The organism is Pedomonas sp. (assembly GCF_036515995.1).
In the GTDB taxonomy this organism is placed as follows: Bacteria; Pseudomonadota; Alphaproteobacteria; order Sphingomonadales; family Sphingomonadaceae; genus Pedomonas.
Genome location: NZ_DATBUP010000036.1, coordinates 1 through 19753 on the forward strand (window position 1 = coordinate 1; position 19753 = coordinate 19753).

The 19753-nt window shown below is 61.0% G+C and carries 18 protein-coding genes and 1 pseudogene; 7 read left to right on the forward strand and 12 right to left on the reverse strand.

Annotated features, from left to right (window positions below; all coding sequences use genetic code 11):
* The 4 genes and pseudogenes from VIG90_RS03010 to VIG90_RS03025 form a co-directional block, all read right to left on the reverse strand.
* Positions 1–242: pseudogene (locus VIG90_RS03010) on the reverse strand (MFS transporter); the annotation flags it as partial.
* A gap of 141 nt (positions 243–383) precedes the next feature.
* Entirely contained in the window at positions 384–1211 is an 828-nt protein-coding gene (locus VIG90_RS03015; RefSeq protein ID WP_331591953.1) for a sugar phosphate isomerase/epimerase family protein, read from the reverse strand.
* A gap of 84 nt (positions 1212–1295) precedes the next feature.
* Positions 1296–2267 (reverse strand): aldo/keto reductase, encoded by a 972-nt coding sequence (locus VIG90_RS03020; protein WP_331591954.1) that lies wholly within the window; start codon positions 2265–2267, stop codon positions 1296–1298.
* Between the two features lie 212 nt (positions 2268–2479).
* A complete protein-coding gene (locus VIG90_RS03025; RefSeq protein WP_331591955.1) occupies positions 2480–3016 on the reverse strand; it encodes a nuclear transport factor 2 family protein in 537 nt (178 codons plus the stop codon).
* Between the two features lie 363 nt (positions 3017–3379).
* Here VIG90_RS03025 and VIG90_RS03030 point away from each other — a divergent pair, with 363 nt between their 5' ends.
* The 3 genes from VIG90_RS03030 to VIG90_RS03040 all read left to right on the forward strand — a co-directional run bounded on the left by VIG90_RS03030 (position 3380) and on the right by VIG90_RS03040 (position 5149).
* Complete coding sequence (locus tag VIG90_RS03030) at positions 3380–4147, forward strand: SDR family oxidoreductase (protein ID WP_331591956.1); 768 nt, start codon at positions 3380–3382, stop codon at positions 4145–4147.
* An 88-nt stretch (positions 4148–4235) separates the two neighbouring features.
* A complete protein-coding gene (locus VIG90_RS03035) occupies positions 4236–4709 on the forward strand; it encodes an Lrp/AsnC family transcriptional regulator (RefSeq protein ID WP_331591958.1) in 474 nt (157 codons plus the stop codon).
* On the forward strand, positions 4709–5149 hold the full coding sequence (locus VIG90_RS03040; RefSeq protein WP_331591959.1) for a cupin domain-containing protein: 441 nt from the start codon (positions 4709–4711) through the stop codon (positions 5147–5149). The genes VIG90_RS03035 and VIG90_RS03040 overlap by 1 nt, the downstream gene beginning before the upstream one ends.
* 60 nt (positions 5150–5209) lie before the next feature.
* On the opposite strand, the gene VIG90_RS03045 is transcribed toward VIG90_RS03040, so the two are convergent.
* The 3 genes from VIG90_RS03045 to VIG90_RS03055 are packed head-to-tail and all read right to left on the reverse strand — an operon-like array spanning position 5210 to position 7442.
* A complete protein-coding gene (locus VIG90_RS03045) occupies positions 5210–5839 on the reverse strand; it encodes a nuclear transport factor 2 family protein (RefSeq protein WP_331591961.1) in 630 nt (209 codons plus the stop codon).
* A gap of 9 nt (positions 5840–5848) precedes the next feature.
* A complete protein-coding gene (locus tag VIG90_RS03050; protein WP_331591962.1) occupies positions 5849–6667 on the reverse strand; it encodes an SDR family NAD(P)-dependent oxidoreductase in 819 nt (272 codons plus the stop codon).
* A 13-nt stretch (positions 6668–6680) separates the two neighbouring features.
* Entirely contained in the window at positions 6681–7442 is a 762-nt protein-coding gene (locus tag VIG90_RS03055) for an SDR family NAD(P)-dependent oxidoreductase (RefSeq protein WP_331591963.1), read from the reverse strand.
* Positions 7443–7805: 363 nt separating this feature from the next.
* On the opposite strand from VIG90_RS03055, the gene VIG90_RS03060 reads away from it, so the two are divergent.
* The gene (locus tag VIG90_RS03060; RefSeq protein WP_331591964.1) at positions 7806–8870 is read left to right on the forward strand and encodes a hypothetical protein; all 1065 of its coding nucleotides are present in this window, start codon (positions 7806–7808) and stop codon (positions 8868–8870) included.
* A 103-nt stretch (positions 8871–8973) separates the two neighbouring features.
* On the opposite strand, the gene VIG90_RS03065 is transcribed toward VIG90_RS03060, so the two are convergent.
* The gene (locus tag VIG90_RS03065) at positions 8974–9687 is read right to left on the reverse strand and encodes a TetR/AcrR family transcriptional regulator C-terminal domain-containing protein (protein ID WP_331591965.1); all 714 of its coding nucleotides are present in this window, start codon (positions 9685–9687) and stop codon (positions 8974–8976) included.
* Between the two features lie 376 nt (positions 9688–10063).
* On the opposite strand from VIG90_RS03065, the gene VIG90_RS03070 reads away from it, so the two are divergent.
* On the forward strand, positions 10064–10507 hold the full coding sequence (locus VIG90_RS03070; RefSeq protein WP_331591991.1) for a nuclear transport factor 2 family protein: 444 nt from the start codon (positions 10064–10066) through the stop codon (positions 10505–10507).
* Between the two features lie 124 nt (positions 10508–10631).
* Here the strand turns inward: VIG90_RS03070 and VIG90_RS03075 are convergent, their stop codons facing one another.
* From VIG90_RS03075 to VIG90_RS03085, 3 genes are all read right to left on the reverse strand, one after another.
* Positions 10632–12677, reverse strand: a complete 2046-nt coding sequence (locus tag VIG90_RS03075) for a pyrroloquinoline quinone-dependent dehydrogenase (RefSeq protein WP_331591966.1) — start codon at positions 12675–12677, stop codon at positions 10632–10634.
* Between the two features lie 264 nt (positions 12678–12941).
* Entirely contained in the window at positions 12942–14483 is a 1542-nt protein-coding gene (locus VIG90_RS03080; RefSeq protein WP_331591967.1) for an alkaline phosphatase D family protein, read from the reverse strand.
* A gap of 641 nt (positions 14484–15124) precedes the next feature.
* A complete protein-coding gene (locus VIG90_RS03085) occupies positions 15125–16855 on the reverse strand; it encodes a DUF4153 domain-containing protein (RefSeq protein ID WP_331591968.1) in 1731 nt (576 codons plus the stop codon).
* Positions 16856–17276: 421 nt separating this feature from the next.
* On the opposite strand from VIG90_RS03085, the gene VIG90_RS03090 reads away from it, so the two are divergent.
* Entirely contained in the window at positions 17277–17594 is a 318-nt protein-coding gene (locus tag VIG90_RS03090; RefSeq protein WP_331591969.1) for a hypothetical protein, read from the forward strand.
* A gap of 120 nt (positions 17595–17714) precedes the next feature.
* Here the strand turns inward: VIG90_RS03090 and VIG90_RS03095 are convergent, their stop codons facing one another.
* Entirely contained in the window at positions 17715–18476 is a 762-nt protein-coding gene (locus VIG90_RS03095) for a 2-oxo acid dehydrogenase subunit E2 (protein ID WP_331591970.1), read from the reverse strand.
* Between the two features lie 329 nt (positions 18477–18805).
* Here VIG90_RS03095 and VIG90_RS03100 point away from each other — a divergent pair, with 329 nt between their 5' ends.
* Complete coding sequence (locus VIG90_RS03100) at positions 18806–19642, forward strand: SDR family oxidoreductase (protein WP_331591971.1); 837 nt, start codon at positions 18806–18808, stop codon at positions 19640–19642.
* The last annotated feature ends 111 nt before the right edge of the window (positions 19643–19753 follow it).

Below are 19753 nucleotides of genomic sequence, written 5' to 3' on the forward strand. Positions count from 1 at the left end.
AGTCGGGCGACTGGTATCGTGAACAGGACGAAGCTGATCATGAAGCCGGGACCGCCGATGAGCCCCATCAGGGAGTCGCTGGCGCCAAATTCCGCCTTGATCGCGGGGATCAGGATAGAGAACAGGTGTCTGTCTGCATAGCTGATCGTATTGACCAACAGCATTAAAAGCAGGATGTAGATGGCGTAGGCCGAACTTCGGCCAGGAGCGGCATCGGCCGCTGTCTCGTGTGCTGATGGCATCTCAGCTTCCCTCCCCGGAAACGTTAAGCCACTTGTTTTTTGTGATGGCATGCCAATGCGGCGGCCATGTCAACGGTCGTGTTCGCCCAGAGCTTGCAACCTATGGAATTCGTCGTGTTTCCCGGACGGTGCCGGTGGCTGCTAGAGGTTCTGCAAAATCGATCGGACGCCTGATGCGGCACGGCGCGCACGCTCGGCTTTGGAGATGCCGGAGTGCAGGGCGTCGTGCTGTGGCACCTCCACACTGGCCCGACACGTTCGAGGCAATGCTCGCGCAAAACCTGCAGGATCAAGCGCGCCCTCGCCGGGCAGCATACGCTGAGCTGATGCTTCGAATTCCCGTTGTTCGGGGTCGCAGGTGGCGCGCCCGTCGCAGAACTGTCCGTAAAGAATGAACTCGGGCGCAGCTCCGGCCAAATCCTGCAAGCTGCCGCCGGAGCGGACCAGGTGCAGCAAGTCGACATTGACGCCGACGTGGTCCGGCTTGTTCACCCTCGTTACAAGGCCGAGCGCCTGCTCGAGCGTCTTGACCTGCGACGACGGGAAAAATTCCAGAACGACATTGAGCCCGTATTCGCCGGCGAGCTCGCAGAATGCGGAAAAATTCTCGATCTGTCGATTGGGATCCCGGTCGTAATTCAGGACGTTGACGGCCCATGCATCGAGACCGGCTGCGCACTCCAGCGCTGGTCGGAATGCGGCGATTTCACTGCGGCCGGTAAGCGTGAAGGGGTAGGCGATATCAAGCCCAATCTCCAGATCACGCATGCGCGCCCTTGTTTCGCGGAACTCAGTCGATCCGGTATGCATGTCGAATTGCGGCATGTCCGGCAGGACGGACATGGGTTCCAGAAAGGCGCAGACCGCCTGGCAACCCGCGTCTGCTGCGGCTTCCACCAGTTGCGAGGGGGTTGTGTCGACAACCGTCAGGTGATCAAGCGCGAGCCTGGCACTGGTCGCGGAATGCATACTTCAGCCTCTACTCTTGGCGAAGAAGGCCGGAGCGGCGCCGTCTGCATGGCAGATGCATGCCGTGCCGCTCCGGTGTCAGGGTCAAGCGGCCTGAAGCTGGCGCAGTTCTTCCGCGTTTAGCTTGAGGGCAACAGCCTTCACGCTTTCGCGGATCTGCTCCGGACGGCTGGCGCCGAAGATCGGAACGGTCAGGTGCGGCTGCGATGTCAGGTAGGCCAGCGCGACTTCATTGATCGTGGCGCCGTGCTTCTTGGCCAGGTCCTGCACGGCCTTGAGGCGCGCATCGTTGGCCGGGTGGTCATGGCGGGCGCGCAGGCCTTCCGGCACGGCATCAACACCGCCGGCGTCGCGCTTGCTGAAATACCCGCCGCTCTGCGCTGCATACGGGATCATGGGCATTCCATCAGCGTGCAGGGACTGGAAGCCGTCCTCGTAATAGCACTGGTAGCCCTGCTGGGCTGCGTTCTCACGATTGGGAACGGCCAGACCCCAGAAGGGCTGGCAGGCGACAAAGCCGTCATGGCCGATGGAAGCGGCATAGGCATTGGCTTCACGAATGCGCTCGGCCGTCCAGTTGGATGCGCCGAAATAGCGAATGCGGCCAGCCTTCTGGTGCTCGATGAGGGCGTCAATGATTGGCTGGACGGGAGCTGCCGGGTTGTCGGCATGGAGCCAGTACAGGTCGATGGTGTCGACGCCCAGATGCTCGAGACTTTCCTTCAGGTCCTGCTCGAGGTCAGCCGGGGTGACGCGGTTGCGCCAGTCGCCCACGCGCATGTCGAACTGGCAGCCCTTGGTGGCAATGATGACATCGCTCCGGTTCTTGCCTTTGAGCCATGCGCCGATCGCGCGTTCGCTCGCACCTGCCGGGGCATCGGGTATCCAGTCGCCGTAGGACCGGGCGGTATCAAGGAAGTTGCCGCCCAGTTCGACGAACGTGTCCAGAATTTCGTTGGTGCGGCCCTGATCGATCGCTGTGCCCAGCATGTTGGTGCCGTAGCAGAGCTGGCTGACCGACAGATCTGTCTTGGGGAGTGTGACCTTGGCGAGCATGCAGTCCTCTCTCGTTATCAGTGCTTACTTACTTGTTAGCTACAGCGCTTCCGATATGTCTGCAAGCGATACTGCGCAACTGGAAGGGCCGTAGTCTCTGCGTTTCGTATCCACGCATTTTAAGTGCTGAAAAAATACGTGGATAGGCGGGCGCAACCGTATCGGGACTGGCCCTTGCGATTGCGCCTCAAAGGGAAAGCGGGGCTGAGCAATCAGCCTGCGTTTGACCAAGTAATAAAGCGGCTGTTGTCGGTCAGTTCATGCGGCTTTCTACCCGTCTTGGCCAGATGCTGGGACATGATTTTGATCGACGGATCGAGCGGCCAGACGAGTTCGATGACGCGGTCGTACTCCGTCCGTGCAATTTTCCAGACGCCATCTTCCCGGCGGTACTCATCCTTGTAGATGGCCGTGCCAATGGTGTGGGACTTGGCTTCAAGGGAAATAAAGATGTCTTCAAGATACCAGATGCCGGTTGCCGTATCCTCGCCCGTCAGCGTGATATCCGGCATGTGGCCATGGTGCATCGCGACGGAATCCGCGTTGAAGCTGTTGGCTAGAAACTCCAGCATGTTGTCTTTGCCGGTCAGATTTACACGGTAACCGCCGCCGCGGTAATCCACATAAACATCGTCCGTGAACAGGTTCGCCAGCAGGCCCATGTCGGCCGTGTCGATCCCGCGATAATAGCGATGCTTCAGTGTGCGAATGTCTTCCAGATCAGACAGTTGCTGGAGCGTGTACGCCATGTTCTTCTCCCCAGAGCCGGGCGGGCTCTCCTGATTTCATATTATTCGTTTGGCGATAATCACGGTGGATCCGATTATGCCGCAGGGGAGTGTCCAGCAAATGCGTAGAAAAGTAAAGCGTTGGCAACGCATAAGAATGGGATTACGATGCCGAAGCGTTAAGAATCGCTTCTGGGGGGCATCGAGCAGGGGGCAGACAGACGATACGGCCGTTCGAGCAGCACGCTTTGGACACGTCTGCTCCATGGCGCTTGGACGTCGCCGCGTCGGAGGTGGGCGCTATCTGCGTCGGCCGTGGTCTGTATCATCACCGAGTATTTGAAGAGCTGCCAGAGGCAACCGGCAAAATGAAGGTTATGGAACATGAGTATCGGGCTTGAGGGAAAAGTTGCAATCGTCACCGGCGGAACGCGCGGCATCGGCGCGGTGATCGTTCGCCGGCTGCTTGCGGCCGGCTGCGAGGTTGTCACCTGTGGCCGCAATGAGCCGGAGAGCCTGCCGGAAGTGAACGGGCGTCGCGCCTCATTCCAGGCTTGCGACATCCGCAAGGCCGAGCAGGCTCAGGCGTTGGTGGAGGCCACCGTCGCGCAGCATGGCCGTCTTGATATCGTCGTGAACAACGCCGGTGGTTCGCCGCATGCAGATGCCGCAACTGCGAGCCCGCGTTTCTCTGAAGCGATTCTTGCTCTCAACCTGCTGGCACCGCTGCATGTATCCCAGGCGGCTTATCCGCACCTGCGGGAGGCCAAGGGGGCCATCGTTAATATCGCCAGTGTGGCTGCCGTACGGCCGTCGCCAGGCACCGCTATTTATGGCGCGGCCAAGGCCGGCCTTGTCAGCCTGACCAAGAGTCTGGCGCAGGAATGGGGGCCGGACGTTCGCGTCAATGCAATCATTGTGGGCCTGATCGAGACCGAAACTGCCGAGCAGACCTATGGCACGGACCGGGCGCAGGAGCGGATTGCCAATTCGCTGCCACTCAAGCGGATGGGGCGCGGCGAGGATATTGCCGATGCCGTGGTTTATCTTTCCTCGTCGATGGCGGCCTATGTCAGCGGCGCCGAGCTTGCCGTTCATGGCGGCGGCGAGCGACCGCTGTTCCTGGAAATTGTTGCGGAGGAGGCGCGTTGACGGACCTGGGGCATAGGGTTCGGCGTCGCGCACGGAATGTCCTGGCATCTGCCCTGCTCACCGAGGTGTTCCGGTGAGAGGGCAGGGTATGGATGACCTCGATCAGCGTATCGTCGCCAAGCTTGCTCTGGATGCCCGGGTTTCGAACCGCCAGATCGCTGCGGATCTGCAGGTTGCCGAAGGCACGATCCGCAGCCGCATCAAGCGGCTGCAGGCTGAAGGTCTGATCCAGTTCTCTGTTGTGACGGACTACCGCCTGGCCGGCTCCCCCAATCTCGTCATGATCGGGATTCAGGCGGAGCCCAGCCGGGTTTCGGCTCTGGCGAAGGAGCTGGCGGAATTACCGGAAATTAATTGCGTCGTGGTCTTGCTGGGCCGCTACAGCGTGCTGGCCATGGGATTGTTTGTCAGCATCGAGCAACTCAATGAACTGATCAACGAAAAGATCCGGGTGCTGGACGGCGTTCGAGGTGTCGAGACGTCGATTTCGGTCGAGAACTTCAAATACAACTTTGGTGTTGCTCGAATTACCAGCAAGGCTGAAGCGCCAGAGGAGGACTGATGCGCCGGATTGTAACCGGGACAACAAACGGCCGCTCGCATCTTCTCAGTGTGGAGGCTGTGCCAGAGACAGCATGGAGCACGCTTTGGTCCACCCAGCCGGATGCGCCGTTGGGTTTGGATAATGGCTTGCAGCCGGGTGGTTTTCCAGCTGGCCCCGGTCATACAAACTGGGCGATCGTGAGCCTGCCTCCCGTTGAGCAAATGCGCGCAGCCCTGGCGGCTGGCGCACCGGGTGCGGATCCGGAAGGCTTCCACCTCACCAATACAATCGATTACGTGGTGGTTCTGGACGGGGCCGTCACGCTGAAGCTGGACGACGAAGAAGTTGTCGTGCAGCCGGGTGATCTTGTGGTTCAGCGCAATACCAATCATGCGTGGCACAACCACAATGAACATCCGGTGCGCTTGCTGGCCTTTATGGTGGGTGTCCCAGCCTGATTTCAGAAGGAAAGGGGAAGCGCCGCCTGGCACTTCCCTTCCCAATTATTGCGCTGAGAACTAGCGAACCCGCGGACGCGGGAGCGGCGCACCGCGGCGCATGGTCTCGATGAACTTATCAAGCGGTGCGGGCTCGGCCACCGGCGTGTCGCTTGCCTGGCCGCCGCGTGACCAGAACTCTTTCCACGACGGCATCAGGTCATGATAGCTGCCGTGATAGGGCGGAACGCCCGGCCAGCGCATCTTGCGGTCACCAATCGGCGGCTTGTTCAGGTCGGTCGCATACCAGTAGAGCGGCAAGCGGCGGCGGAAGTACCAGCGCCCGTCAATCCGTTCGTACTTGTCGAAGTACATCATCTGCATGATGACCCAGTCCGCGCCGCATTCGTGCTCGTTCTTCGAGTAGACGATGCCCTGGGCGTTGTCCGGGTCGTCAAAATCGATGATGTGCCCGCCGATGTGGTGCGAGGTGCCGTCGAACTGCTGGCCGAGCGTCTCGTCGAACCAGTCGCGCATTGCCTTGCGGCCGAACTGATCCTTGCCCACCTTCACGTCGGCCGGAAACAGGTTGACCAGCGCATCGGTGTCGCGCATGTCGAGCGCCAGCGCGTACTTGGCCGGAAGCTGCCGGATCTGGTCCAGCGACTCCAGGCGATCAAGACGGCTCAGAATATCAGACTGATCGCTCATATCTCACCTTCAGAGGAAATACGCGCCGCCATTGACGGTGACGACCGAGCCGGTGGCAAACGAGCCATCAGAACCTGCGAGGAAGGCAACTGCTGCTGCGATTTCCGACGGATCGGCAAGGCGCTTCATCAGGCTGTCGTTGGCGATGGCCTGCTTGGTCTCCTCCGGAATGCCGATGTAAATCGGCGTCTCCGTTGCGCCCGGCACCACGGCGTTGACGCGAATGCCGCGATCTGCCAGCTCACGTGCCTGTGCACGTGTCAGGCCGAGTACTGCGGCTTTTGCAGCGCAGTAGGGCAGCGGGCCGTTGCCCTGCACGGCGGCAGTGGAGCTGATGTTGACGATGCTGCCCTTGGTGCCTTCCTCGACCATCAGACGGACCGCTGCGCGCGAGCAGCGGAACACGCCGTTCAGCGTCACGTCCATGACCTTCAGCCAGCCGTCATCGCTGCAGTGAATGGTCTGGTCAGCATAGGAGGTCGGGGTCTCGCCTGCCGCGATCTGCGCATAACGCTCGCCCATCCCGGCATAGTATTTGTCCATGCCGTCGCCCGGTGCCGAGCCGATGCCGGCGTTGTTGACCAGAATGTCGACGCCGCCGAATTCCGCCTTTACCCGTGCGAACGCTGCATCAACCGATGCCGTATCCGTCACGTTGCAGCCAACGCCGATATGCGGTGCGCCGCCGAGGGCGGCATTGGCCGCCGCCTCGTCCAGATCCAGCACCGCGACCCGTGCGCCTTCGTCCGCCAGGCGCTTGGCGATGGCCTGACCAATGCCGCGTGCGCCTCCCGTGACGACAGCGCGCTTACCTTCTGCTCTGAGCATTGCTCTCTCTCCCTCAGCCCGGCATGTAGAGCTGTGCGGCCTTGCCGCCGTCGACATCGAGGCAGACGCCATTTACGAAGCTGGCATCGTCCGACAGCAAGAAGCGGATGGCGCCCGCAATCTCTTCCGGTCGACCGGCCCGGTTTGCCGGGATGGAGGACTCAACAGCCGATTTTGCTGCGGGCTGCGTCTTGAAGAATTCCTCGTTGGCCGGGGTCAGCACCATGCCCGGGGCCAGGGCGTTGACGCGCACGCCATGCGGCGCTGCTTCCATGGCGGCAACTCGGCTGAAGTGAATCAGCGCGGCCTTGGAGGCCGAGTAGGCGCCCATGCCGGTCATGGCGCGGCGGCCGTTGGTGGAGGCGATATTGACGATAGCGCCTGACTTCTGCGGCAGCATGATGCGCAGTGCAGCGCGGGTGCCGACCAGGATTGCATCCGCGTTGGTCGCGAACGTGGAGCGCCAGTCTTCGTCGGTGATGTTCACAACCTTGCCGATGGTGGTCTTGGCTGCGTTGTTGACGAGGCCGTCCAGGCGACCGTGCCGCTGAGCGACATCATTGATGAGACGATCGAAAGCGACTCCGTCAGACACGTCGAGCTGTGCGGTTTCAACCGACCCGCCTGCAGCGCGAATGGCGGCTTCCGCCTCGGCCAGCGGCTCCGGCCGACGAGCGACGAGGACGACGTGTGCGCCGTCAGCAGTCAGACGGTCGGCAGTTGCACGCCCGATGCCGTCGCTCGAGCCTGTGACGATTATGACCTTGCCTTGCATCTTCGATCCTTCCCCAAGGTGGCAATTATGCCCGAAATTAGTACGCAAATGGTGGTGGTTTCGGGTGTTATAGACGCGATATGCGTATGATGCCTGCTGTTTTTTGTGCGTCAAGTCAATTAAACGCCGGCGGGCCTTGGCCCGAGGGCGAATGCGCCCACCCTCAAGGGTATGATCGCTGCTCAGAGGGGGCGCCTGCCCGTCGCTGCCATTCTCATGCAGCCTTCGCCCGCACGGAGGTGATGGCCCAGATGCAATGATTCCCAGGACAGGCGGCATTTTCGAATGAAATTCGAAAAATATTGCCGGCCTTTTGGCGAAGCGCTATCCTGCTTGCAAAGATAGAAGGGGAGGAGCCAGTCCATGTTCGATGATATTGCAGCCCGCATTCGGCCAGTTGCCGAACCGGTCATTCTGGAAAGCGCCTATACCCAGGATCAGCATGCGCGCCTGATCGATATGGTTCGCCGCAACGGCCCGTGGAAGACGATCCTGTCGCAGCACTTCGCATCGGCCGAGGAGGTTGTCGCCACCATGTCCGGCTCGATGCCGGAAGGTGTGAAGCCGACGTTCGACATGTTTCTGACGCCGAACTTCAGGGGTTACATCGCCAAATACGGCGCCTGCCTGTATCCCGAACTGGAAGACTGCTTTTACAACAGCGACTTTCTGGCGCGCGCGAAGGCATACTGGAAGGCGGACTACGCCACGCCCGAAAACATGCTGTTCAACATCAACGGGGCCTGCCACAGTACGGATCCGGCCCACCTCGATGCAACCGAGTTCCGCGGGATCAATCAGGCAAACTCGCCGATCTGGCTGATGAACACCATGACCAAGTCGGGCCTGTTCAGCAACTGGATCATGAAGAAGGCGCAGGTCATCGCCTGGTATTACCAAGGCACGATCGGCGGCGGCTTCACCTACTGGCCGGAAGGGCCGCATGCGCAGCCCAAGCGCATCCCGGCTCCGATGTGGGGCCGTGCCGTCGTGGTGCAGAACGAGATGATGTACCACCGGGCCGAGCCCAATGGCCCGGTTGACCAGCGCATGCCGAAGGGGCTGGCGTTCGACTCGGTTTTCGAGGCCGATCCGGACGTTGCCGATGGCTGGCGCATTCGCACCGGAAGCGAGGTCGTACAAAAGGTGCCGGCATCGGAGATGCGCTTTCTGGTGCACTGGGGTGCGGCCGTTTATGCGGACTACGCCGAACTGAAGGCAGTGATGGAGCATACGGATGACCTGACGCATGATCAGGTCTTCGATACCTTCATCAAGGACCTGCGGGCGCGCGGCTACTCCGTCGACGTGCCGAGCAATCCGCTGCGCGACACCGCGTTTATTTCGCTTCTGAACAAGGTCTACGATCCGGGCTTGCCGCGTATTTACCCGCCCGAAGCGCCGGGGCCGCACCAGCTGGCCGCCTGAGGCGCAGGGCAAAGCCTGCTCCACGAGCACGATGTCGGGGGCGGATACCGCTCCCGACATCATCTCGTTCTGTTGGTGCGGGAGGGGCCTTGCGAAGCTGGACCTAGCGCTTGACAGAAGGGGATGGCGGCAGAGCTTCCTCGCGTTCGGCTGCGACAGCCTGCAGGATGAGCCGGAGACTGTCTTCCCAACTGCCGTATTGAGTATCGTCCGTGAAAGTTTCGATGTGGCGTTTCAGGAGCGGCAATTCCTCGTCGGATCGACTGTTTATCGCCTTGCAGGCCGCAGCCGAATATGACGTGCCGTTTGCGGCCAAGGCCCGCGCATGTATGGCCGTTGCGGCGCAGCCAAGGACAAGCTGTCCGACGACCCGCAGCAGTTGTACGGCCTCTTGCGGTGTGAAGCCGCGCTCCGTCAGCGCCGACATCCATGCTTCGGCACTATCGATCTGCGCTTCCGGGCCAAGGCCCCCTTCCAGGAAGCTTGCTATCAGCTGGCTGTTGGACGTCAGCATCTCGTAGAGGCCGCGGGCATAATCGGAAACATAGTGTGCCCAGTGTTGCCCTCTGTCTTCCGGAAAACCATGCTGATGAGCCGCGCGGATCGAGGCGAAGCGCACCAGCTCTTCCCGGTTCTTCACGTAGCTGTACAGCACGGCAACGCCAACGCCCAGCCGGCTCGCCACAGCAGCCATGGTCAGGTTGTCCAGCCCCAGCTCGAGGGCGGCATCAAGCACCTGGTCCAACGCCAGCCGCCGGGGGCGGCCGACGCTGCGGACGGCTTGGTGTTTGCTTCTGGCTGCGGGAGCGTCTGTCATGGCGTTTAGATTTCAGACACACCAGCCCGCATCAAGTAAATTCTGGATGACTTCCGGTGTGTCCCAGCCTTTCGGGCCGCCTTGGATAGGGCAACACCGGCTTTTATTAAACTGATCGGTATTTTAAAGCTTCAACTGCGGGGCGTTTCAGGACAATAATCGTGTCACCGCCGCATGCATGCATTCAGGAGATGTATTGCGAGGAGGAAGAACAGGGCACGGGCGGGCTTGGGACAATCCGCGACAGGATCCTGCTGTTCAGGTGGATCTTGCCGGCGGCTGCTGGGGCGCAGCTTGCTGTCCGCGGTGCAAGTCACACTGTATCGACGGTTTAAAAAAGCCGGCTCAGGAAGAGGAGACTTTCAAGGTGAGCGACATGAATAAAATAGAAGATCTGCCGAATGCGACCCAGGCCATCCTGATCGACCAGGACATGAGTGGCCCTGCTCCGGAGCATATCGCGGCGGTTTTCAAACGATATGCAGAGCTGTTCACGGCCGCGGATGCCGAAGGAATTACCGCCTTGTACGCAGCTGACGCAGTGGTGCGAGACCCGGTTACAGGCCCGGGCGTGCGCGGCTCAAAGGAGATCCGTGAGTGGTATCAGCGTGCATTTGATGTCACCGGGCGCATGGTCATGGAACTGGAGGGCGAGGTGCGAGTTGCCGGGCGTCACGGCGCTGCGGCCTTCGTCGTACGGGCGGTCGACCAATCCGCACCGTTTCGCAGCGATACGCTGGACGTGATGGTCTTCAACGATGACGGTCTCATCGTCTCCATGGATGCCTATTGGGGGCCGACGAACATTCATCAGCTTTGAGGCGGGAATGCGCCACGGGACAACCAGACCTGGGGCAACAAAAAAGGGAAGCGACGGGCCTTGGCCGTCGCTTCCCTTCTTCTTATGCCAAGAGGCTTAGCTGCTCTTTCGGCCGCGTCCCGGCTTATTCGGGTAGTGCATAGGCGACAATGGCATCGGTTACCTTGGTGCCCAGGTATTTGTGGCCGCCAGCGGCAATCACGACATACTGGCGTCCGTTCTTGCGCAACCTGTAGGTCATCGGCGTCGCCTGGCCGCCACCAGGAAGCCGTGCTTTCCAGACAACCTCGCCGCTGTTGATATCATAGGCGCGCAGGAAGTTGTCGGTTGAGGCGCCAATGAAGATCAGGCCCGATGCGGTAATGACCGAGCCCCCCATGTTGGGCACGCCGATCTTGAACCAGAGCGGGAAGGGCGCGGTATCTCGAGTCGTGCCAAACGGGACATCCCAGAGCACCTTGCCGGCCTTGAGGTCAATGGCGGTCAGCTTGCCCCACGGCGGCGCATTGCAGGGTGCGCCGAATGGAGAGAGCAGCGGCTCCATCTTCAGGCCATAGGGCGCGCCGAATGTTGGCAGCATGCGCTCGCCTGCCTTCAGCAGCTTATCCGTTTCCTCCCGTGGCACCATCTGCATCTTTGCCGCCATGTGGGTAGTGTTGGCGATCAGAATGCCCCGCTGGGGATCGATGGAAACGCCGCCCCAGTTGGAAGCGCCCATGAAGCTCGGCCAGTTGATCCACCCGCGGGTGGACGGCGGGGTGAACATGCCTGCGTAATCCAGTCCGCGGAACTGCTCGCGGCACTTGGCCCGATCATAGGGCGTAAAACCCCACATGTCGTCTTCCGTCAATTCCGGCTTACGAATGACGAAGGCCGGGTTGACTGGGAACGGTTGGGTGGGGGCCAGAACTTCGCCCGGCAGTTTGCTCTGGGGCACCGGGCGCTCTTCGACCGGGAACAGCGGCGTGCCGTCGCGCCGATCCAGAATGAAAATGTGACCTTGTTTGGTCGTCTGGGCCAGGGCAGGGACTGGGCCGTTATCCGTCGGCAGGTCGAAAAGCACCGGTTGGGCCGGAATGTCGTAATCCCAGACGTCCTTGTGCACGGTCTGGAAATGCCAGCGCACCGCGCCGGTGGTCGCATCCAGCGCAACGACCGAGCTGGCATAGTGGTCGAGACCGTTGCGGATGTAGGAGACGTGATCAGGGGCCGCATTGCCCATGGGCACATAGACCAGGTTGAGGTCCGGGTCTGCTGCCATCGGGGCCCAGGAATTCGGCGTCGCGCGGACGAACGGTTCGTTCTCCTTGGCGAACTCGGCATCCGTCATGCCGGGCGGCAGGGGATTCCACGCCCAGGCCGGTGCGCCGGTGTGCAGGTCAAAGGCGCGTATGGCGCCTGCAGGCACGTCGACGCGCATGTTATCGGGGATACGGCCGTTGACAATGATCTTGTCGCCAACGACCACCGGCGGCGAGGAAATGGCCAGGTCGCCTCGCTCGGTCTTGCCCAGACCCGGCTTCAGATCGAGGATGCCGTCCTGCCCAAAGGAACTGCAGCGCTTGCCCGTGGCCGCGTCCAGCGCCATCAGGCGGCCATCCAGCGTGCCGGCATAGATGCGGCCGGCGCAGGCCTCGCCCTGCGGCACAGCCTTATCGCGCGCGTACGTGACGCCGCGACAGTTGAGCAGGTAGGTGCTGAAGTTGTCAGACTTCGGATCCGTCGCCCAGATTTCTTTGCCGGTTTCCGGATCAACTGCTGCGATCCGCCCCGTGCCGGCGCAGACATACATGCGGTCTTCCGCAATGATCGGCGTGACCTCCAGCGTGGGCGACAGGCCCTCCGGCGCCTCTACAGAGCCGACATGGTAGGTCCAGGCAGGCTTCAATGCCCAGACGTTGTCCGGTGTGATCTGTGTAAGCGGTGAATAGCGGCTGCCGCCTGCATCGCCGCCCCAGGTTTCCCATCCAGCGGTGGGACCGCTGTAGTCAACGGCGGGTTTGGCGCGGAACCAGTTCTGAGGCTCGTGCTCGATGCCGACCCATGCGATGGCTGCAATAGCGGCAAGAGCCGTCGCAAACGTCAGCAAGCGCTTTGCGCGCTTGGGCTTGTTTGGCTTGTTTTCCCTGTCCAGAGCGACCTGGTCACGCTCAGCTTGATCGTTTGGCATTGCCCTCAACCTGTTCATTCAGGCACGTCCCGGCGGCTTGGCCGAACGTGATCCCCCCGTTTTTGTTCTGTCGCAGCCTGGATCAGGCGCAGCAGAGGGATTGCCAGCATACCCTCCCCGTAGGCAAGGGTGGCGAGAGGGGAGCAAGAGTTAAAGCTCACGAAACTGGCAGGATCATTGGGCAGCCTGACGGGCGGACCCCCGCCGAAAGCCGACGCACGCCAGCAGGTTCTCCCGCCCTGCTGGCGCATGCGCGTAAAATGGTCAGGCAAGTCCCGGCTTGTCCGGATCAACATGAAGACGAGCAAGGGTGCTTAGTGCGCCGCCCCGGGTTGTGATGCGGTCCAGCACCTTGATATCCGTCCGCCACGCCTTGTGCGTGATATCGAACACCTGATAGCCGCGCTGGCTGTTGAACAGCTTGCAGTGGGGATTTTGGGTCGGCATGTCGCGCCAGTCGGACGGCAGGGGCTGCCCATCGCCATCCGAACTGATCGATGTGCAGACGAATTCGGTGGCAACAGCGGGGCCATCCAGCGCGTCATCACGCACCGGAACGTTACCGGCATGGTGCTTGTGCACGTCTCCGGTCGCAACGACAACATTGGTCAGCCCGCGGTCCGTAATCTGTCCGACGAGCCGTTGGCGAGCCTCTGGATATCCGCTCCAGCTATCCATGTTGGTCGTACCGGCCTTGCGCGTGATCGGATACCGCATCGGCATGACCATCACCTGCTGCGCCAGCAGGTTCCAGCGATGGTTCGTGCTAAGACCCTCGCCCAGCCATTGCTCCTGCTCGGCGCCGAGCAACGTGACGGGGCCGGCCTCGTCAGCGGCGCGGCAGGGCTTCGTCTCGTTCTCTCCGCACTTTTGATCTGTGCGGTACTGGCGGGTGTCGAGCACATGTATGCGCAGCAGATCGCCATAATCCAGACGCCGGAACATTTTCAGCCGGCCACCGACAGGAAGCTGTGAGCGACGCACAGGCAGGTTCTCGTACCACGCCTGCATTGCAGCGGCCCGGCGCAACAGGAAGAATTCCGGCGGTGTGCCGTCCTGATCGATATCTGCCGCCCAATTGTTATCAACTTCGTGATCATCGTACGACATCACGAATGCAGCGGCGGCATGGGCTGCCCGCAGATCGGGGTCGCTCTTGTAAAGGGCGTAGCGGCGGCGATAATCGTCGATCGTATAGATTTCATCACCGATATGCGCCCGGATGCGGCCCGCTTTACCGGGGTTTCCTGTACCTTCGTAGATATAGTCGCCGTAATGGAAGACGGCGTCGAGATCCGACTCCTGCGCCATGTGCTGGTAGGCGGTGTAAAACCCGGCTTCGTAATGCTGGCATCCGGCAACTGCCAGGCGGACGTGTTCGACATGCGCTCCACCTGCCGGCGCGGTCCGTGCGGTGCCCACCGGGCTGACTTCGCCGGCTGCGTGGAATCGGTACCAGTAGCGGCGTCCTGGTTTCAGGCCGGCTGCCTCGACGTGCACCGCATGGCCCAGTTCAGGCCTGGCCTGCGTCTCGCCGCTCTGGGCAATGGTGCGAAAACTGTCGTCTTCTGAAATTTCATATTTCACCGGCACGACATTCATCGGCATGCCGCCGTGCTCGTCGAGCGGGCGAGGCGCTAAGCGGGTCCAGAGCACGAAACCATCGGGATAAGGATCACCGCAGGCAACGCCCAACGTGAACGGGTATGCGCCCAGCCCCTTTGCCCACACGGAATAGGGCGCAAGGCCAGAGAACAGGGCGAGGCTGCCAGTGGCTTTCATCAGAAAGCGGCGATCAACTTGCATTGGAAAACGTCCTTGCCGAACAAGAATGGGGAGTGACGAAATGCCGAGCGGTCCGCTCGCGGGTCACGATGAGCTGAAAAACATTGGATATTTTATTATGCGCCCCAGAGCATCCAGCGGTGCCTGACCGGCTCGTCCGCCGGCGCCTTCTTTCCCTCAGCCACTCACGCACAACAAAGCAATCGCGGCGAGTTGCGACATTTTCTTTGGTCTCATGCGCGGAACCACGGACGGGGCTCTCCTCCGCTGCGGCAGCTGCACGCATTCCTAAGCGAGCTGTGGACAGTTCGCCTCTTGCAGTCCGGGAGCATGCAGCCGCTCTCAGCTCCTTGGCCCGCCCACGCGGGAACATGCTGAATAGCGTCCGGCCCTTTGCCGCTATTCTTTCCGGGCACCATAAACCGAGCAACGTCGCACTCCTGGGTTACAGATGGATGCGACTGCTGATGGCAGATTGATGTTTCGGTTTTATGATAGAGTGCAGGGAAGAATATATTTGAAAATTATCCTGAGACAGCACAGGGACTGAACAATCGACAAACAGAGAGCAAAATGCCCGCAGGCAGCCGCTCCGCCGGCTTGCTGAGAGGCAACAGGTCGGTCTCAGAATAATCGGCAGCAAGAGAGGAATGTGACGCTGCTTACTCGAAAGGCGGGCCGACCGGCTGGCCTCCAACATAAACTTGGCGGCGCGCAACGGGGCGTATCTCCACCTGTCCGGCCTTCAGGGCAGCGGCCTGTTGCTGCGTGCTTGCCGCAAGCGCCTCCGGATCGCGGGTGTCATAGGTCACGTTGCGCCATATCCCGCCGTCCTGCCGCCACATGTTGACCGTGTGGAGAGTGACGACGATTGCCTCGCGGCTGCCAGCTTCATGCAGGACGACGCAGGGTGCATTCAACCCGCAAGCGTCGTGGCTTGTCAGCTGCTTCTTGAAGTCTGCAGGCAGTTCTGACCCTTTTGGAAGGACCGTCAGGTCTTCCTCTTTAATCGCTGGCCGGGATGGCTCGAAGGTTCTCCATCTGGTTTCCTGCCGCAACGCATGGGCCGCTGAATCACGGATAACAGGGGTAGCGCCTTCTCTTGCCAGAGTTTCAAGTGCGCGAATACCGGCAGGCCCGAAATCGAACCGCAGTGCCTGCCAGTCGAATTCGTCTGGAGATACGCCCCCACTGGTAAGCCGCTTCAGCTGATTGCCAGCCGAGAGCGCGCTGAAATTGATCAGCGGGGTTGAAAGAACAAGGACCAGCCCGCACAGGGCGAAAGCCAGCTTGAGGTTGGCCGACCGGAGCAGCGCAGCCGGCTCCATCCGCCTGCGGATAACGGCTACGAGGTAGGCAATGCCGTAAACGCAAGCGATTCCGATGAAGACGATCGCCCATAGGCGGTCCGGAGTCAGGCCATGCTGGTTGATACGGGCCAAGGTTGAGACGGCGGATATGACGCCCAAAGGCAATATGGCGACGCTGAGGGCAATTGTGCTGGCTCTCAGCGCTGTGTGGCGTCCTTCATGGGCGGGACCGGCGCCGATCACGGCATTGATCAGGCTGAATGCGCCGATAACGCAGGAAAGCAGGATTGGCGTTGTTGATTTTGTCGCCTCCCATAACGGAGCGAGCCCGGTAAAGGGAAGCGACGAGAGAAACAGAATGAGGCCGATTGCCAGAACTGGCGCAAGGACAGAGAGAATCGTCGTGACGACGCGCTGTATCAGGTGGAGCACCGGTTCGCGGTCGCGCAGGACGCCAGCAGCGGCTCCAAAGGCCGCACCGGTGAGAACGTAAGCCGCCCACGTCTTATCAAGCAGGTCGCTCAGCAGGTCGATGCCGATCAGCTCGAACAGCGCCGCCAGAAGGAAGGCCATCAACCACACGATGCCGACGAACACCCAGGCGGCACACCATAATATGACGTTCATCCAGGCGCGGTTATGGACGTTGTAGTAGGATAGAGCTTCGCCCGCCCTGCGATCGCACCAAGCCTGAAAAAGCGGAGCAGCAAGTGTTACTGCCAGCGCCGCGCAGACAATACGCCACGGCTCGTCATAGGCCACGGTGTCGAAGGGGCCATTCCAGTAGGTTGCGCAGGCAATGATCGCGCCAGCCGCGACGGAAAAAACAAGGCTGGAGGACAGGCGGCCGCGTTCAACGACAAAGCCGTATACTATTCCAACCACAAACAGGAACGTGGCGAGCGCCCACCTCACTGCAGCGGAGCCATCGCTGGCCGGTGAAGCATCCAGGCGTGTCAGCAAGTGGACGGCCAGTCCGACGAGGCAGCCCAGCACCGGCAACGCCCATGCCCGCAACGGCCATGGGATCTCTGCTGTGGGTAGAGATCCCGCTGAGCCGGAGGGCGCGGTGTGCATGGTCATATCTGATGGTCTCCAGGAAGCAGCCGCGGGTGTTAAATCTGAGCTCGCCGCGGTGTTCCGCGGCCTATTGTGCGCCATGTCGTGACCGCTGTCATCTGATCACGTCTGGTGCCAGTTGGGTGGTCGCTTCGCTCACAACGGCGATTGGCCTTTGAGCGGCAAGGGATGCGACCTTTCTGTGAGGGGCGCTCGAATCCTATCGATTATGCCAGCAACAGGCGTTCCAATAGCAATTGGATGCTATCAATGGTTGCGAAAGCTGCGCGAGCCAACGATATGTGCCGCCCGTAATGGTTCGCGCGTGTGCTGGACCTTGCGGACTTCGCTGCATTGCCACACTGGCTGCGGCGTTCGCAGCGGTCAATATGGTAATGCACGGGCCAATTGTCTGCCAAGTTCAGGTTAAAATTGGTTAGTTGAAATGAAAATCGTACACCTGGTAACCCTCGTTGCAAGCATGGCTGCTCTGCCGGCTCTGGCTGAAACGGCTGCGAATGCCCCGGCCGCTGCTGCTGCAGAAGCTCAGGCCGCCGTTCAGGTAAAAGCCGGCGTGCTGGTTATTGCCGCCGATGGCCGTCGCATTGGCCGCGTCGACCGCGTATTTTCCGAAAACGGCACCCCGGTGACCGTCAGCGTCATTTACAGCGGCCGGGTTGTCCGGATTCCGGTCAACACGCTCAGCAATTCCGAGCGTGGCCTGGTCAGCACGCTGACCGCCAAGGAAATCAAGGCGCTCTGAGCCCTTCAAGCGCTCAGACAAGACAAAGGCGGGCTTTAGCCCGCCTTTTCTTTTTCCGGGGCGGGCAAGAATGTGTGACCGCGCTTCGGAGTGGTCACACTTGAGTAGCCAAATGGCTCATCAGGCCTGCCCGATCAGGTTAGGGTCGGCCAGTGCCTGGCCCAGGGCCCGCACAAATCGGGCGGCATCGGCCCCGTTGATCACCCGATGATCGTAGCTCAGCGACACAGGCAACATCTTGCGCCAGATTACACCCCCGTCCGGCCCGGGGGCAGGTCGGATTTGCAGGGCCGTCATGCCGAGGATGGCCAGGTCGGGCGCGTTGATGATCGGCGTGAATGCCGTTCCTCCGATATGGCCGAGCGAGGTGACAGTGAACGAGCTGCCCGACATTTCGGGTAAGCTCAGGCCCTTGGTTCGCGCCTTCTCGGCAACGGCAGCCAGTTCGCCGGTCAGTTCGGCGAGGCTCTTGTCCGGCACGTTGCGCAGAACAGGCACCAGAAGTCCTGAGGGGGTATCGACAGCAACTCCGATGTGAATGTATTTTTTCAGAACCAGGGAGTTGCCGTCGGCCGTAAGCGAGGCATTGAACTGCGGAAACTGCTGCAACACCGGGACCAATGCCTTCAGAACGATGGTAACCGGGGTCAGCTTGCTCTGCGGATTCTGGGTATTCCAGGCTTTGCGGCGTTCCTCCAGTTCAGTTACGTCGACTTCATCATGGTGGGTGACGTGCGGAATGGTCACCCAATTGCGTGCCAGAAAGCTTGCCGTAAGCTTTTGAATGCGCGGAAGGCGGGTCACCTCGGTCTCGCCGAATTCGGCAAAATCGATATCGGACACAGGCGCCAGGGCGGCAAGCAGGGAAGGAACGTCGGTCATGGCTCGCTTGTCTTGGGCTGAGGCCAGTCCCGGCTCAGGCGGAACAGGCGGTGGAGCTCGCAGATGTACGACGCAGGCGCACCGGGCCATGAGGGGAGGGTCCAGAATTCATTTGGCAAGGCGAACAGCATCGTACGCCCTCGAAGCTAAGCAGGCCGCCCGTCCTAATCAATCACAAGGCCTCGAGCACCGGCGATGATCGCCGCCACGATGACGTTGCTGTAGGGGCGGGCAAAGGCTGGAGTTGTTACCGTCAGACGCCCTAGCATTTCCTGCATCACATCGGCTGTCCCAGGCGATGGCAGAGGGAGAGCGGCAGGGAGAGAGCAATGGTGTCGATAGTCAACACAGACCAAATCCTGCACCCATCCCGCCTTGCGATTGTGACCGGTGCAGCATCCGGCATGGGGGCCGCTGTCGCCCGTACCCTGTCCAGGGCCGGTTGGCCGCTTCTGCTTTGCGACATGAATACGGAGAAACTGGCCGGGGTGGCCGATCCCCTGCGAGAGTGCGGGGATGTTCGCACGCTTGCCGGGGACATCAGTGATCGCCGATTTCCGCAATGGCTGGTCACCGCTATCGGGCATCGCAAGGTCGGCGCGCTGGTTCATTGCGCGGGAGTGTCGCCGAGCATGGCAGAGCCGGCGCGGATCCTGGATGTCAATTTGGCCGCAACCATGAGACTGCTGGAGACCGTGCGGCCAAAACTGTCTGAAGGAGCTGCGGTCGTACTGCTGGCATCCATGGCGGGCCACATGCTGGGCAGTGCGCTGGACGGTGAGATCGCAAAGGCGACATCACCTGAGACCGTCGGCTCCCTGATTGCCTGCGCGCCGACGCCACAGGCGGCCTATGCCGTCTCGAAGCGCGGCGTACACGCGCTGGTGCGCAGGGAAGCGTCAGTTTTCGGTCGTCAGTGTGCGCGGATCGTCTCCATCTCCCCAGGGATCATCGATACGGAGATGGGACGCGCCGAAAATTCAGCACAGCCCATTATGGAGAAGATGCTTACCAAGGCACCGCTGGGCCGAATGGGCCGCCCGGAGGAGGTGGCAAATGTTGCGGCTTTCCTCTGTTCTTCTGCTGCAAGTTTCATGACCGGTATCGATATTCTGGTCGATGGCGGTCAGTTGTCCGCTTTTTCCGCGTTCGGCACGACAGGATGACAGCAGGTCCCAAAAGGGGGCTGGCATCTTGAATTACACTCGCTGTTGTGAGGTTGTGGCTGCTCTGACGCACTTCTAAGCTTCCACCCGCTCAACAACGGGGGATGCAGA

What these genes read in the sequence shown, in the direction of transcription:
- VIG90_RS03090 (WP_331591969.1), top strand. Translation starts at nt 17,277, where the DNA reads ATGAAAATCGTACACCTGGTAACCCTCGTTGCAAGCATGGCTGCTCTG.
- VIG90_RS03015 (WP_331591953.1), bottom strand. Translation starts at nt 1,211, where the DNA reads ATGCATTCCGCGACCAGTGCCAGGCTCGCGCTTGATCACCTGACGGTT.
- VIG90_RS03070 (WP_331591991.1), top strand. Translation starts at nt 10,064, where the DNA reads ATGAATAAAATAGAAGATCTGCCGAATGCGACCCAGGCCATCCTGATC.
- VIG90_RS03025 (WP_331591955.1), bottom strand. Translation starts at nt 3,016, where the DNA reads ATGGCGTACACGCTCCAGCAACTGTCTGATCTGGAAGACATTCGCACA.
- VIG90_RS03035 (WP_331591958.1), top strand. Translation starts at nt 4,236, where the DNA reads ATGGATGACCTCGATCAGCGTATCGTCGCCAAGCTTGCTCTGGATGCC.
- VIG90_RS03045 (WP_331591961.1), bottom strand. Translation starts at nt 5,839, where the DNA reads ATGAGCGATCAGTCTGATATTCTGAGCCGTCTTGATCGCCTGGAGTCG.
- VIG90_RS03075 (WP_331591966.1), bottom strand. Translation starts at nt 12,677, where the DNA reads ATGCCAAACGATCAAGCTGAGCGTGACCAGGTCGCTCTGGACAGGGAA.
- VIG90_RS03020 (WP_331591954.1), bottom strand. Translation starts at nt 2,267, where the DNA reads ATGCTCGCCAAGGTCACACTCCCCAAGACAGATCTGTCGGTCAGCCAG.
- VIG90_RS03050 (WP_331591962.1), bottom strand. Translation starts at nt 6,667, where the DNA reads ATGCTCAGAGCAGAAGGTAAGCGCGCTGTCGTCACGGGAGGCGCACGC.
- VIG90_RS03055 (WP_331591963.1), bottom strand. Translation starts at nt 7,442, where the DNA reads ATGCAAGGCAAGGTCATAATCGTCACAGGCTCGAGCGACGGCATCGGG.
- VIG90_RS03100 (WP_331591971.1), top strand. Translation starts at nt 18,806, where the DNA reads ATGGTGTCGATAGTCAACACAGACCAAATCCTGCACCCATCCCGCCTT.
- VIG90_RS03065 (WP_331591965.1), bottom strand. Translation starts at nt 9,687, where the DNA reads ATGACAGACGCTCCCGCAGCCAGAAGCAAACACCAAGCCGTCCGCAGC.
- VIG90_RS03030 (WP_331591956.1), top strand. Translation starts at nt 3,380, where the DNA reads ATGAGTATCGGGCTTGAGGGAAAAGTTGCAATCGTCACCGGCGGAACG.
- VIG90_RS03060 (WP_331591964.1), top strand. Translation starts at nt 7,806, where the DNA reads ATGTTCGATGATATTGCAGCCCGCATTCGGCCAGTTGCCGAACCGGTC.
- VIG90_RS03040 (WP_331591959.1), top strand. Translation starts at nt 4,709, where the DNA reads ATGCGCCGGATTGTAACCGGGACAACAAACGGCCGCTCGCATCTTCTC.
- VIG90_RS03085 (WP_331591968.1), bottom strand. Translation starts at nt 16,855, where the DNA reads ATGACCATGCACACCGCGCCCTCCGGCTCAGCGGGATCTCTACCCACA.
- VIG90_RS03095 (WP_331591970.1), bottom strand. Translation starts at nt 18,476, where the DNA reads ATGACCGACGTTCCTTCCCTGCTTGCCGCCCTGGCGCCTGTGTCCGAT.
- VIG90_RS03080 (WP_331591967.1), bottom strand. Translation starts at nt 14,483, where the DNA reads ATGCAAGTTGATCGCCGCTTTCTGATGAAAGCCACTGGCAGCCTCGCC.